Genomic DNA, 13,699 nt, shown 5'->3' with positions numbered 1-13,699 from the left:
AGGGAGAAGGATAGTGCTGCGGAATCAGGTCAGCTAAGCAGCCTGCTGGCCGAGGACGACCGTTCCGCCGCGACCGACGTTGCTTCGAATCAGACCGCGGCGCGCAGCCTCGCGAAAGGCCGCATTCACGGTGTTCAGGTGGAAGCCAAGATCCTCGGCAATCGCCCGCTGTGATGGCAGCCGATCGCCGGGAGCGAAAATGCCCAGGGTGATTGCTTCTTCAATCTGGGCAGCAATCGCAAGATAGACGCGCCCGCGCAGCCGCGCGAAATCAGGACGCCAGCCCTGCTTCGGGTCCTTAAACATTGCTATACCTCAAATGCCGGTCGAACGGTGACGGATTCGCGCGTGTAGCGCGCGTGCCCGCGCCGTGATTGCCAAGTGCTGCAACGGACTGCTGTTCCCAGAGCAGACAGGCCAGAGCCAGTAATGCTCCGATCAGAGTCGCAGTCGCAATCTGCTTTTTCATGATCGCCTCGAAGTTTAAGCGAAAGTTCCAACGCCCTGTCGAGGGTTGAGACATTAGCTTCAGGAGCAGGTTTTCGGATGCGCTGCCGGGAATACCAGCACGCGGCCATCCTTGCAGAGAACGAAGTCGCCGGGCTCGCCTTTCGTCTGGTGGACGACAATTGTGGGGACAGGCTTCGCCGTCTCGACCCTCGCCTGGGGCTGGGACGAGCAGGCGCACAGCGACGAACTGCCTGCTGCAATGAGCAGCATCAAAAGGTTGTTCATTGGGGAAACCTCGTAAAGCGACCGCTCACGCGGCTCGCGATTCCAGGGGGATGCTCGCGTGCAACGTCACCCACTTGCCGTCGACGAGAACGTCACGCATGAGCGTGCCGTTCAGGACGTAGGTGTGGGTGTTGCCAGCACGCGGCGTTGAGGCGCGGACCGACACCGTGATGGCTTCGGTACGTGCATACATGTCCTGCTTCGATTTCATGGCGTTCCTCGTTAATAAAAAGCGAGGGAACGCCCCGTGGGGAGCGATCCCCACAGGGTTGAAAAAAACATGGTTCAGGCAGCGGCCAGGGCGGCAACATCAATCACGGCATCGGCTTCTGCGACAAGATCGGGCGTTTGCGAGATGAAGAACTCCCGCTCGTACCCGCCCTGCCGCAATACTTCCCGCTTCATCCGCATGAACTGCAGCTTGCGCTGCGGATCGAGGGGACCATCGGACTCGTCGCTGAACAGGGACTGATACGGCTGACCCGCGTTGCTGGCCAGGTACAGCGCGATACCTCGCGTCAGACACTCGTTGATCCAGACCTTCTGGCCACCCGACATCACCGTGACTGCCTTGGTGCTGTCGTGATCGGCGTCGTGCACGAGGATTTCGAACCCCTCACGCAGTTCGCCGCTGGCCAGCGCGCGTTGAGTCCGGATCTCGACCGTGAAGCGCATGCCGTAGCATGCGAGCAGCAGGTCGTTCACCATCTTCGTCAACGCAGGTCCCGCATCGTCAATCGTCAACGCGATCACGCCTTCGTTGCCGAGTCCTTTGGCAAGCAGCTTCCAGCGCGCGATCTCATCCGAAATGCTCTGGGCACGCGATTGCGTTGCGTCGAAGCCCCCAAGCTCAGTTGAGATCGTCTGCCGCTCGACCTCACGTGTGGCCTGGGAACGGATCAGGGATTCGATCCGTGCCTCGGCCGCGGTGATGGCTTCGCGACACTGCGCTGCCTGCCGGTCAATGTCAGCGATGGCGCCGGTCACGTCGTCGACGCCGAGGCGTGCGACTTCCGTGTCCAGTTCCTTCGCCTCTGCCGTCAACTGCGATTGCTGCGCCTCCCGGCGAGCACGCACCGTCGCTTCCTCAGAGTCGAGCGCGGCCAGTTCTGCTGTGGCCTTGCTCAGTCCCTCGGTTGCGGCATCGAGCAGCGGCTTGCGCGCAGCGAGGTCGACCGCCTTCTGCAGATCACGGCGCGCGGCCGCGATCTGTTCGGTGACCGCCTTCAGTTCGGCGCGTTTTCCGGCAAGCTGCTGGACCTCGGGCGTGAGCTTTTCGACAGACTCGCGTTTCGCGCGGAACTCGGTACGAAGGTTCGTGAGCGAAATGCGTTGCTCGTGCACTTTCGTATCGGACTCGCGCGCCTGCGCAAGCAGCGGGCAGGTGTTGTGCATCTCGTGGCCGGCACAGGGCACGGTTCCGATCACACTCGCCTGCTGCTCAAGGGCTTTCAGAAGCGTTGCCCGTGATGACCCTTCCGACTCCAGCCCTTTCAACCGGGATGAAGCCGACGTCAGTTCAAGCTGCTTTGCTTCGAGCACATCGATAACCGCCTGAATCGGCGCAACACGGGCTTCCTCCGCAGCGATGCGTGCCTGTGCGGCGTCGCGCGCCGCAGCGGCTCCGAGAATCGCTTCTCGCTGCGCGATCACAGCGTTGTGCTCCGTGACCGCAGCGCGCAACGAAGTGCGCCGCTGACCAAAACGGCGATCGTCGGCGGTCGCGTCAGTAGCGAACGTTTGCAGTGCCGTGGCGATTTGACTGCGCCGCGTTGCCAGTTCGCGTAACCGGGCCTGTGCGCTCGCATTCGCTGTCTGTTTCGCCACAAGCAATGCGCGCTGGTCGGTCAGGGCGACAACCTTGACGTTCAGCGCTTCGCGACTCTCGCGAGTTGACGCGACTGACTGAACATCGGAAGAGATTGCCTGATCGATCTGTGCAAGCCGGTCACGTTTCGCGCCGAGCGCAACAAGTTGCTGTTGCGTGGCGTCCAGCGTGCGGCCAAGCACCTTCACGACCTCGCTGGCTTGCGCCGACAGCGTACGAAGGTCGTCGATATGCAGGAGTTCGGCCAGCAGCGCCTTGATCTCGCTCGCTCCATAGGAGGCAAGCGGACGTCGGTTCTGCGCCGAAAAAACGCTGGTGAAAAACGACTCCAGCGATCCGCACACCGATTCCACACACAGATCATAGGTTTCAGCCTTGCCGTCAGAGACATTGCCGCCGCCCGTCTGCATGGGTTGCCATTTGCCGTCCGCGTCGCGCCAGGCGAGAAAATACTCGGCCTTGCCAGTCTTGCCCGGCTTGCGGAAAGCGAACGACGACCGGTAACGAACCCCGCCGTGCTCCCATTCGAACTCCTTGAGCGCCTGCGCACCGTAGAGGTGATCCCAATAAGAGAAGCCATCCACGGACAGCTTCGTTGCGTGTGAGGGCATGATCCGGTACGGATGGAGGTTGTCCATGAGGGTAGACTTCCCAGCCCCGTTCGGACCCGTGAGCGCAATCAGACCGTTCGGCAGCGATTCGAGATCGAGCGTGACGCTGTCACGCTTCATCCCGTCACGGACACCGATAAAGCCGGTAAGCGTCAGCGTCAGTGGGCGCATGGCTGCACCTCCGGCGCGTCAAACAGATAGTCGGAGGGCAACCACGGCGCGTCGTCGTCGCTGGGGAACATCCTGCCAACGACGGGGTCGGGCGTTGCCGCGCGCGTCAAAGCTTCCGCTTTAGCCACTTCAGCCGCTGCCGCAGCCTCGACCGCGCGCTTTTCAAGCGCGCCATCAACGGCGCCTTCGACGGTCTTGCAGACCGCAGCGTATTCGGCACTGGTGCGCCGGATCAGACCGTCCCAGTTGTCGACGCCCGTCAGCGCGAGCAGCTCACGCGGCCCCCACTGATTGGCGTAGCCCGTCTCGAACGACCAGAGCAGGTTCTGCATCTGGACATCCGGCACCACGGCCAGTTCGGCGTTGGCAACGTTGACAACCGCAGCGAGGATCAGGAATCGCCCGGACTGGGCAATCACCGCACCGCGATGCTCGCCAAACGGGGTGTGAAAAATGCCAGCATTAAATCCGCCGTGGACCGTGAGGACCTTGCCGATATCGCGCGGCGCGCGGTTTGCGCTGAAATGCCTGACCCATTGGGCGCCAGCAGGATAAAGACCAAACATGATGACACTCCACAGATGATGGGCGGAGTGCATCCCGGAAGGGATGAATCCCCGCCAGGGTTAAGAGAAAAAGATGGATGCAGCGAACTGCGATCGATGCGTCGAAGACGCGGGTGAACCTTGTTTCGGTAGCGCACGGCGCGGCGCGCTACCGGAACACGGCTGTGTTCCGCGCGAGAGTGCCGTAATGGCCACTCTCGCTATGGCGGCTAGGCCCCAAACAGATCATCGTTGAGCCAGTCGAGCGTCGATCCTGCTGGTGTCGACTTTGTAGGTTGAGGCTCGGCCGCAGGTGCAGCGTCTTCCCGTGCCGGTGTCGATGCCGCCGGATGAGGCAGCACTACGGCGAGGGACGGCGACTGCGCCAGCGAGTCAATGCGTTCCAGCACACTGGCAGCGATCGCTTCCGCGTCGCCCGAGGCGAGCAGCTGCAATCGCTCCTGCAGCGGGTCGGCTTCGACATTGGCCAGATCACACCAGCGAGCGAGCTTGCCTTCGACAGTCGTCTCCAGGCTGATGCCCTGGGCACGGCTGCGCACGACGGGCAAAATCCGCGCTTGCACCTTGAGATCCGCTGCACCAGCAAACAGCGCCTTAATGGCTTCGCGGTCGACCGCCTGCCGATGTTCCTCGTCGATCTGCCAGCGCACCCGCACGAACTTGTCGCCGGCGGCCGCAGCAATCTCTTGGAGCCGCGCCATGTCGGGCGGCCCATCGAAATCGACGCAGATCATCTGACGCGATGGAGTCGGAACCAGCGTTGCCGTCGCGTTGCCCGGCTCCACATTCCAGGCGAGATAGCCCTTATCGCCTTCCTCGCCGTAGTGGAACCGCCCGATCGACCCCGGGTAAGCGACGAGCCTGCTATCGCGCTCCCACTGCTGCTCCTTGTGGATATGACCGAGCATGAATCCATCGCATTCAGCTTCAAACAGCGCCGTCAGCGAGAACTCGTGGTCGAAACCAGCCATCACAACGCCGTGCTCGGTCGTGCAGCCGTTGACCGTGCCATGCGATACGCCCACCGTCCGGATACCCGAAGCACGAAACTGTCTGTTCACCCGGCCTGCCGCCGCCAGAAACGCGGCAAGCACATCGCCCAGTCCCGTACCTGCCTCGAGCGCGCCAACGCTCGCGGCAAGCTGGCCCTTGTTGACCGTGGGGAGGCAGGTGAACACCACTTCGGGGTTCAGGTCGATGAACTGGCGCAACTCGTCATCGGAAAACACGGGTCCTTTCGATGCCCAGAATCGACCATCGATCAGGGCGACCTGGGAAACGCGATCCGCAACGAAGATCTGATGCGTGCCGCCCATCAGCGCGAAGTTGTCGAGCGTGCCCGGAGGCTCGTGCGAAAACGTGCCCTGAAGCATAAGAACAGGCATTGCATTGGCCAACCGGTGAACCTGCGTGGCCAGCGCATTCAGCGACGGCGCGTGCGCATCGAGACGATGATCGGTCGAGTCGCCCGAGATCACGCCAACTTCGGCGCCGCGCCCGATTGCGTCGGTGATTGCGAAGCTGAAACAACGATCCGATTCAACCAGATTGTCCGGCGCGTAATGCAGGTCAGAAAAATGTGCGAGTTGCAATTTCGCCTCCAGAAATAAAAAATGGCCGCCCGCGGGCAGCCTGAATGGAAATAACGTCCCGGAGGACGCCTGAAAAGAGATGGCCGTGATCACGGCGTGGTTTTCGATGCGTGGGATGCGCTGTCGAAAGCGTTTGAGCAAACGACGGTTCGCTTGCTAAAGCGCTTTCGTAGTAGATGGGTATAGCCAGCCCCAAGGTTGGCTATACACAGTAGAGCGTCAGTTCAGCAGCGACTTGCCCGATGACGAGAACTGCCCGGTGGCAGCGTTCCAGTCGAGCGAGCTCACCGCGTGCTGCAACGCTTCGAAGAACAACTGGTTTGCGACGGTCTGACTGGGCGTTGCCTTCCGGTTGACCCGGGTGCTCACTCCGCTGTTCGGTGGTCCGCGTTCATCACCGAGACGTCCGCCCACGCCATATTCACGCCGTCGAGGACGACCGCATCACCGTCGACGCGAATGCGCAGATGGTGCGCGTTCAACATGGCGCATTGTTCGTCGCTGATAGGGTAGCCGCCTTGCTGGTTGATGATGTTGCGCAGCGGCTCCGTCGTGATGTCCTGCAACGAACAGGAAAACGCCGGCGCCGCCGACAAACCAGCAATAGCAGCGACGAGCAGGGTCTTTGCAAGCTTCTTCATGGTTCCTCTTGTGAAAGTAGTGCCTCTACGGCACGGACGGCCACTTGCGCGGCATTTCGATGCGCGGGATGCGCTGTCGAAACGATTTGAGCAAACGCCGGCTTGCTGAAATGGTCTCGATCGGGAGGAGAAGAAAACCAGCCCCGAAGGGCCGGCATTGCGTTAGAAGTCGCGAACGTCGTCAGTCCAGAAGCGTTGGCTGCGTCGCTGCGTCGATCTCGCGATCGAGCCCGGCGGGATCAGTCAATGCTTTGGCCAGCCTTTCGTTCATCCTGTCAACGTCAGTTGCACGCTCAGCCCAGCCACGCCCGAATGTCGTGTGAGCGTAGATACGAAAAGCCTGCTTCCGGTCATCCGCGCTCAACCCAAGTCGTTGAAGCAGATCGGACATGCGGTCACGCTTGCAGGACAGCGACTCAGGCGCCTCTGCGCCGCCCGGGTATTGTCCCGCGAGGACGTGCTGCAGGAGCGGCCCCGGAACCGGTTGCGCATCGGTCGGATTCCCAGTTGCAGGTACCGACGACGACGCAGGTTCTGTCAAAGCAACCACCGGACTCGATGCGCCTCCAGCTCCAGCGACCTCGGTCATTGGCGTCAGCGTGGTAATCGCCCGATCGACGTTGCCGATCGGAACCACATTGCCGCTGGCTTCGATCAGGGCAACCGCCTGATTTGCGGCGTCGAGCGCCGGGGCCGCGTCCTCGGCTGCGTCGAGCAGAGCACCGATATCAATATCGGCATCGAGCACCGTAAGCATCTGCGGCGTGCGTACTGCCTCGCCTTGCTCGTTGATCCGGGTGATATCGAACTCCCTCTTCGTGATCCAGAATCGCGTACCGGTTAGCTTGCCTCGCGCAAGCTGTACGGTTTGCATCGCCGAGTAAGCTTTCTGAAGCACGTAGATCGAGTTGGTCGGCAGTTCGATGAGACCTAGGCCCTTGATGTCCGGCACGGCGAAGATGAAACTCGCCGACAGGTTGCATTGACGCGCCTGATACTGGGGACACTGTTCGGGGTCGCAGATGCCATCGGCAATCGCCTCGTCCTGACGGCGGATGACGGTGCGGCCACCGAAGTGCCGAACGGCACGTTGCGCGCGTTGGTCACGGGCGACCTTCGCATACGTCATGCAGTACCGGATGCCGTCGCGCTCATACTGAGACCAGAACTTGCGACCGTTCGAACCGTACACGGTCATCTGGTTCGGCAGATTCTGCATCCAGTCATTGAACGCGAACAGCACGGGGAAGCGATAGAGCTTGAGCCCCTCGCCGCGATCTTCGCCGTAGAGTTTCAGGATCTCGTCGGCAACGTCGGGATTGGTGAAGTCCGACCGGCGACACGTGAAATACGGCGTGTTTTTCGGTGCGAGCGCATTTTTCAGGTTGCATTTCGATTCGAGCGCCATCGCGATCGCGTCGAAAGACTCTCCTGCTGAAACCATGTTCTCGTAAAGCTCAACTGCACGTGCATTACCGCGTGCCTTCGACGTGAGAACCTTGATGCCCGGGCGAATGTGCCCGATCACGGGCGGACGCAAAGCTCGCTCCTCAACGACGCTGCGAACAGGGCCGTTGACCAGATTGACTACTGCGTTCATGAGAGTTTCCTCGCTAGAAAGAAAATGGCCGTTGTGCGCAACTGACCGGCTGACCGCTCCAGTTCGTGTGCTGCCGCCTCTCCGCGGCGTTCGGCTACATGGGAAAGAAAGACGCGGCGTTCCGGATCGCTGTATTTCGCGACCTGGGCAACCTCGCAACGCTGTCGCCATGCCGGCGACGTGGTATCGGCATTTGCGCGCTCCTCGTCGATCGTGTGGCTGATCGCTTCGGCTATGCGCTGGTCAAGACGGTCAGGAAGCAATGAAGACCTCCAACGGGACAGAAACAACGGACGAAAAAAAACGCGTCCCTCGGTGTGAGGAACGCGTTTCTGGATTCGATGGAAATGACCCGAGCGCCACAACCCTTCCGGGGTCGTGGCGCTCAGGGAGCCGTAAGGCTCATATACGAGGGCGTAAGTCGCCCTCGCGCAGCATGGTCACGCTGCGCAACAGCCCATTTTCGGAAAATTCATTCCGCCGCAGGATCACGGTTCAGTCCACTTCGATCGTTCTACCCAGACCAGGCTCTGGAGAGAGAACACCCGATGTCCGGGTCCGAACGATGTCACGGCGCAAATGAATGCGGCCGGTGACGAGTCTTATGACTGAATGAATGGGGAGCGCTGGCGAGGCGCTCATCAGAAGAAAATTCCACACCAGTTGCCGTCTGGTCGGAGCATGCACGAGGCACGGCTTGTACAGAAGATGGACTCCGGGCTAGCCGGGTCATGTCGATGCGTCGGAGACGCGAGAAGTAGAGTCAGTATTGCGCAAAATTCAGCTTGCAAAGCCCCGAAAGATCACGAAAACAGCACAGCTTTTGGCCGTATATCGTCTGACGTGCTCGCGCAAAATGGCCGGTGAGAGAGACCACCCGAAGAATTCACATGGCCGCAGTTCTTGAACAGACGCCGGAGCCTGACCCGCGCCCCGACCTTGCACCCGGTCAACGAGCGCCGGGCACGCTTCCGCAACCTTCGCAGTCCCCCGTCGCGGTAGCGGCGAATAGTGGCCTGAAACCGATTGAACGCCTGACTAGCGATTCACGGATCGCGCGTATCAATCCGGAGTCAGATGCCAAAACGGTTCTGCGCTACTCGTCGCTGTTTGCCCGGAACTACATTCGTTCAGACTACAACTTCTGCGCTGCGAAGATTGCCGTCGCGCGCGGTGGAAAAGTGCGGGCGCTTGAGGCGGCACTGCGCGATACCTCCGAGTGGCTACGCAAGACCGAGCAGTGGCTACTGCGCCATAACGTGCGCCCGATCGAACTGCCGCACGATCTGATCGAGCTGACGATCACGCGCCCGCTCGCGGGACTGCTCGTCCGGTGCCTCACGCAATACGACCGGGTATATGCGCGTGCAACCGAGCGCGTCGCGCAAGGCAAGATCACTGGCGACGACCGCGCGCGCATTCTCAACAACGCTGAGCGCAGGCTCAAACAGATCGTGCAGATCTGCATGCCGGACAACGATCAGTACGACGCCGATGGCGAGCGTCGCGGGTAATAGCGCTTCGCTTTTCTTTGCAGACCAGGACAGCGTCCTGCGCGAACTTGACTTCGCAGCGGGGTGGCTACGCTCGAACTCTGCCACAGGAGAGAAATGATGGACCTAAGGGAAATTCAGGCACTGCACGCGCAGTACACCGCGCAGCCGGTGATCATCGACATTGCAAGTCATACGGCGGCCATGCCCGCGCTACCGGCTCCCGATGCCGGACCGAGCGCGCGTGTTCGCGTTCTCCATCTCGCTGGGGGGTGCGCAAGGCAGGCAAGCCTGCCCTCATCGCGCTTGCCATAGCCGCCGTAGCGGCGGGCGGCGGTATGAGCGTCGCGCGTATCTGGCGCGCGATGCATGAGACGGTGGTTGCTCCAACCGCCGCTGTCGCCAGTGCTGCGAAGCAGGCAGCCGGTTCGATTCCGGCGAGTGGCCCGGATGGGGAGATGCCGATCGACGCCAACCCCGCACGACCGCTGACGTCGAGCGATTTCGACACGCACAGGCCCGGCACTCAATCGGCACTCGCGAATGTCGACGCCCATTCGCTCGTTGCAGCCAATTCCACTCCGGTAGTCGCACAGACTCTGCCGACAAGTCGGCCCGCCACCGAAAACGTGGCTGCTGCTGCGTCCCCCATTCGTGCGCCGCGACAGTCGACGCCAGTTGCACCGGTGAGTGCTGTTGCAACGCCCTCGCCGGCCGCGCCGACAAATCCGCCCGCCACGGCAGAGCCACAGCCGCGAAGCCTACCAGCGCAGCCGACCGGCGCGGCCCCATCGACAACACCGATCAAGTCATCGGCGACCACGGCGCCGGAAGCGCCCAAGCCAGAGCCGCGTGCGGCATTGCGCCCGCTCCATCGGGCTACCCATCACGCGACGGCAGCCGCAAGCAGCGACGCAGCGCCTGATTCAGCCGCGCCCGCGCAACCCAAAGCCCAGCCCGCCAGGTCTGGCGACGTACAGCTCTTTTGATGAGGCATTCTGATGAAGCCACAACCGCTTAATGTCACGCTCCTGTCTGCAGGTCTTTCAATTCATGGCGACGTCTTTCTCGATCACGGGATCAGCAGCTTTGCCATCGTGGACGGCAACATTGTGTCGAATGCTGGCCTCCTGCATATCGGACAGGGCGGCATGGTGAAAGGACAGGTGGAAGGCGAACACGTTCGCGTGGATGGCACGGTCGAGGGCGATGTGCACGCGCGGGGGGTTCTTGAAATCAATGGCCGGGTCATCGGAAACGTCTATTACTACGGGACGATCCGTCTCGGACCGCGTGCATCGCTCGAGGGCCAGGTTAAACGCAAGAGCGACCTGACCATCGAGAACGCCGGCAGCAATGTGCAGCAACTATCGCGCACGACGTCAAGTGTTTGACCCCTCGAAATCTGCATCCACACGACACTCAAGGAGTCTCATGAACCGCTTGGTCAAAGCTCTCTCCCCGCTCATCATCACGGGTGCGGCAATCACCTGTGCGCACGCTGAAGCAACGCCGGTGCAACAACAGCTCGACGTCGCTCTGTACAAGGACGGTCATCAGATCGCGATGGGCACCTCCATCATCAAGGATGAAATTGTCGGAAAAGCGCCCTACGCGATGCGCAGCGGCACCGAGATCGGCTACGGCAGGTGCACCAAAGTCGGAAACGCAACCAGCCTCGCGAGCGACAGCGTCTTTGTCGGGCTCGCGATATTCATCGACCCCGTTGTGGTCGACGGAACGCGGGCGCAGCTCTCCGTCAGCGTTCAGGATACCGAGTTCGTGGGCAAGCACGAGGACGGTCCTGCCGACTGCGGATCCGAAACCGTCAGCACGAAGGGTCTGAAGGTCAACAAGGTTATTGTCGACATTGCAGACGGCCAAAGCATCGATGTTCCGCTCGGCGACACTCACTATCGTCTCGCGCTCAAGCTTCACAACGCAGATCTCTAACCATCGCGCGCATAAATGCAAAGGGGCGCCTGAGGGCGCCCCTTTTTCGTTGGGTTGCTGTCGGGTCAGGGCCACTGCTCTGCGTCACTGCGGAAATAGAGGGCCTGGTAGCCGGGCATATACACTAGCTGCTCTCGCCGATCGACCGTCAGACCTCGCGCGTCCAGCCACAACGCCAACCATTCGAGCACCCGCTCAAGCGCGTGCTCGTTCGTTTGAGCAGCGAGCCGCAGCGTGTGATGGACGGCGAGCCTGTTGAACGCGGCCGAGTTGCCAAGCCGCTGGAACGGAGAGGACTGATAGTATCGCTTCCACGTGAGCGCGAAGAGTTCCGCCATTTCATTCGCTTTGACGAGCGGAGCAATCTCGTGCTCCGAGCCAGCGACCGATGGCGCCTGCTGTTGCGCGCTGCGCTCGTCCAGCCGGGTTCCGAAGCCCCGCATCACATACCGGTTAGCGTCATGCCACGACGCCAGCATGTCGTGGGGAATCCATGCGCGCGTGCGCAAAGCCTCGTCCAGCCACGCCCGGCACTGGGCATTGTCGGTAAGGCAGAAGCCGGCGGCCGCGAGTGGTGCCCAGTCATCCCGTCCGATGGCAAAGTGCGAGCCCTCACCCTCTTCGTGCCACGCGAATAGCGCATCCGTACTCGCTCTCGCCATCTCGAACCCGTCCGCGTGCAGGCGATGCAAGGGCTCACGCAAAGGGAGCGCCTCGCTATGCGGCACAAGGCTTAACGTGGAGATCGGCACATAGCCGAATCTGCGAAACACGCGGTCTAGCATGATCACTCCGAGGAAACGAATCAGCAGTTACTGGATAGACGATTCGATGAGGAACCGGGAGACGGGATTCTTTTTGATGGTCGCGATGGTCAGGCCGTCGCGCGCACGGGTCATCGCAACATAGAAAAGGCGGCGCTCTTCAGACTCGGTGCTCTTTTCGTCCGGCACGACGCCCTCTTCCGCCCGCGAGATCCACACGTGATCCCATTCCAGCCCTTTCGAACTGTGCATCGTTGTCAAGACGAGTGCGCCATCGGTTGGCTTGTTGTTGTCGCGGCGGAGGTATTCGATCCGCTCAGCGAAGGTGCCAGAAAGCCGCGATATCACGTCGTAGGTGCCCTGGATCGCGCGGATGGACTGGTCCTTCTTTGCGTACGTCATCATCAGCTCATGCACGCCGTCGAGCACGAGCGAGTAGAAACTGCGTTCGCACATCGCCTGCCATTCGGAAAGGCGCTTCATGAAACTTCGATAGACCGTCGCGGTGTCTTCGGGCAGACCAAGCGCGACAAGATCCTTCTTGAGACGTTGAACAAGCTCTGGCCCCATGTCACTGTGCAGCACGGCAAGAAGTGGTGTGCTCACGCCCATGTAGCCGAAAACCGCATCCAGCCCGTTCTGCTTGCGCCCTTCCGCGATGCCGAGCAGGTTGCACATGAGTGCGCCCTCCGGGCGATTGAGCACGGAACTGCCGGACGCACGGAAATATGGAACGCCGTGCGAGCGGCAGACTGCCTCGATCGGGTCCAGAATCCGGTTCGTGCGCGCGAGGATTGCACACGACTTGCCCGCTTTCAGAAGCGGATGCAACGTCTCGACGGCCGCAACCGCGTCCGCATATTCGTCGTCGGACCTCTTTATTGCAACGGAACCACCCGGTCCACGCTCGGCATGCAGAAGCTTCGCGATCCGGTCGGTGTTGTTCCGGATCACGCGGTCCGCCGCTGAAAGAATCTCGCCATGGCAGCGATAGTTGCTACCGAGCACCACTTTCTGCGCGTTAAAGGAGGACGCGAAGTCTTCCATGCCGCGATAACCAAGTGCCGCGCGGAATCCGTAGATGCTCTGGTCGTCATCACCCACCACGGTTACCCTTGCATTGGCCTTTGCGTGCAGCTCAACCCACCGGTATTGCAGCGGGTCCGTGTCCTGGAATTCGTCAACGAGCAGATCGGTGAAGCGGTAGGGCGCGATGTCGCCCGCTTCCATTCCCGCGACGGCAAGGCGCAGCATGTCCTGAAAATCGATCTTGCCATTGCGCTCAAGCGCGGCCTGATAGGCGGCGTAGATCTGCGCATCTTCGGTGCCCGCCTGTACCCGGCCGAAATTGGTCTTGATCCTCTCGATGGTGGGTATGACCTCTTCGGGCTTCCACGCGAGCCCGAGTTCCGCAATGACACGCGCAATGAGGCCCATGCGGTCGCCGTCCGTCGCGATATCGCGCTTGCCCAGTTGCCTGAATGCGAGCGAGTGAAACGTCCCCGCGATAAGCCGCTTCCTGGCACCGTCACCGGCAAGCGCCAGAATCCGGTCGCGCAGCTCGACTGCCGCGTCCTTGCTGAAGGTGACAGCGCCGACGATTGCGGCGGGGTCGGCCAGCAAATGAGCCGCCTTCGCCGCGATGGTCTTGGTCTTGCCAGCACCTGGGCACGCGATCGCAACACAGTGCTGGCGCAGTTCCGCTACCTCACGCTGCTGCGGATTGAGCCCGTCGAGCATGATGG

16 protein-coding genes are annotated in these 13,699 nt (G+C 61.4%); 3 read left to right on the top strand and 13 right to left on the bottom strand.

Going from position 1 to position 13,699, the window contains the following annotated elements:
* Window positions 1-33: 33 nt before the first annotated feature.
* From PPGU16_RS41785 to PPGU16_RS41735, 11 genes are all read right to left on the bottom strand, one after another.
* Window positions 34-306 carry a GntR family transcriptional regulator gene (locus tag PPGU16_RS41785; protein WP_180727442.1) on the bottom strand — a complete coding sequence of 91 codons (273 nt, stop codon included), beginning with the start codon at window positions 304-306 and terminating at the stop codon, window positions 34-36.
* Window positions 299-469, bottom strand: a complete 171-nt coding sequence (locus PPGU16_RS41780) for a hypothetical protein (RefSeq protein WP_180727441.1) — start codon at window positions 467-469, stop codon at window positions 299-301. Before PPGU16_RS41780 ends, PPGU16_RS41785 begins: the two co-directional genes overlap by 8 nt.
* Window positions 470-528: 59 nt before the next feature.
* Window positions 529-735 (bottom strand): hypothetical protein, encoded by a 207-nt coding sequence (locus tag PPGU16_RS41775; RefSeq protein ID WP_180727440.1) that lies wholly within the window; start codon window positions 733-735, stop codon window positions 529-531.
* 25 nt (window positions 736-760) lie between these two features.
* The gene (locus PPGU16_RS41770; protein WP_180727439.1) at window positions 761-946 is read right to left on the bottom strand and encodes a hypothetical protein; all 186 of its coding nucleotides are present in this window, start codon (window positions 944-946) and stop codon (window positions 761-763) included.
* Window positions 947-1,020: 74 nt separating this feature from the next.
* Window positions 1,021-3,345: an AAA family ATPase gene (locus PPGU16_RS41765; protein ID WP_180727438.1), complete on the bottom strand. Its 2,325-nt coding sequence runs from the start codon at window positions 3,343-3,345 to the stop codon at window positions 1,021-1,023.
* The gene (locus PPGU16_RS41760; protein WP_180727437.1) at window positions 3,333-3,911 is read right to left on the bottom strand and encodes a hypothetical protein; all 579 of its coding nucleotides are present in this window, start codon (window positions 3,909-3,911) and stop codon (window positions 3,333-3,335) included. The genes PPGU16_RS41765 and PPGU16_RS41760 overlap by 13 nt, the downstream gene beginning before the upstream one ends.
* A gap of 209 nt (window positions 3,912-4,120) precedes the next feature.
* Window positions 4,121-5,503 carry a metallophosphoesterase family protein gene (locus tag PPGU16_RS41755; RefSeq protein WP_180727747.1) on the bottom strand — a complete coding sequence of 461 codons (1,383 nt, stop codon included), beginning with the start codon at window positions 5,501-5,503 and terminating at the stop codon, window positions 4,121-4,123.
* A 219-nt stretch (window positions 5,504-5,722) separates the two neighbouring features.
* The gene (locus tag PPGU16_RS41750) at window positions 5,723-5,872 is read right to left on the bottom strand and encodes a hypothetical protein (protein ID WP_180727436.1); all 150 of its coding nucleotides are present in this window, start codon (window positions 5,870-5,872) and stop codon (window positions 5,723-5,725) included.
* Entirely contained in the window at window positions 5,869-6,144 is a 276-nt protein-coding gene (locus PPGU16_RS41745; RefSeq protein ID WP_180727435.1) for a hypothetical protein, read from the bottom strand. Before PPGU16_RS41745 ends, PPGU16_RS41750 begins: the two co-directional genes overlap by 4 nt.
* Window positions 6,145-6,325: 181 nt before the next feature.
* Window positions 6,326-7,744, bottom strand: a complete 1,419-nt coding sequence (locus PPGU16_RS41740) for a recombination directionality factor (RefSeq protein WP_180727434.1) — start codon at window positions 7,742-7,744, stop codon at window positions 6,326-6,328.
* Window positions 7,741-8,007, bottom strand: coding sequence for a DUF7696 family protein (locus PPGU16_RS41735; protein ID WP_180727433.1), 267 nt, complete (start codon window positions 8,005-8,007; stop codon window positions 7,741-7,743). The genes PPGU16_RS41740 and PPGU16_RS41735 overlap by 4 nt, the downstream gene beginning before the upstream one ends.
* Before the next feature lie 627 nt (window positions 8,008-8,634).
* Between PPGU16_RS41735 and PPGU16_RS41730 the strand changes: the two genes are divergently transcribed.
* The 3 genes from PPGU16_RS41730 (at window position 8,635) to PPGU16_RS41720 (ending at window position 11,190) form a co-directional block, all read left to right on the top strand.
* Complete coding sequence (locus PPGU16_RS41730) at window positions 8,635-9,258, top strand: DUF1845 domain-containing protein (RefSeq protein ID WP_180727432.1); 624 nt, start codon at window positions 8,635-8,637, stop codon at window positions 9,256-9,258.
* A gap of 980 nt (window positions 9,259-10,238) precedes the next feature.
* Window positions 10,239-10,631 carry a bactofilin family protein gene (locus tag PPGU16_RS41725; protein WP_180727431.1) on the top strand — a complete coding sequence of 131 codons (393 nt, stop codon included), beginning with the start codon at window positions 10,239-10,241 and terminating at the stop codon, window positions 10,629-10,631.
* A 40-nt stretch (window positions 10,632-10,671) separates the two neighbouring features.
* Window positions 10,672-11,190, top strand: a complete 519-nt coding sequence (locus PPGU16_RS41720; protein WP_180727430.1) for a hypothetical protein — start codon at window positions 10,672-10,674, stop codon at window positions 11,188-11,190.
* Between the two features lie 65 nt (window positions 11,191-11,255).
* On the opposite strand, the gene PPGU16_RS41715 is transcribed toward PPGU16_RS41720, so the two are convergent.
* Window positions 11,256-11,975, bottom strand: a complete 720-nt coding sequence (locus PPGU16_RS41715; RefSeq protein WP_180727429.1) for a hypothetical protein — start codon at window positions 11,973-11,975, stop codon at window positions 11,256-11,258.
* Window positions 11,976-12,002: 27 nt separating this feature from the next.
* Window positions 12,003-13,694, bottom strand: coding sequence for an ATP-dependent helicase (locus PPGU16_RS41710; RefSeq protein ID WP_180727428.1), 1,692 nt, complete (start codon window positions 13,692-13,694; stop codon window positions 12,003-12,005).
* Between the last annotated feature and the right edge of the window lie 5 nt (window positions 13,695-13,699).

The organism is Paraburkholderia largidicola, assembly GCF_013426895.1.
Classification (GTDB): Bacteria; Pseudomonadota; Gammaproteobacteria; order Burkholderiales; family Burkholderiaceae; genus Paraburkholderia; species Paraburkholderia largidicola.
This window is presented reverse-complemented; position numbering and strand designations above follow the sequence as displayed.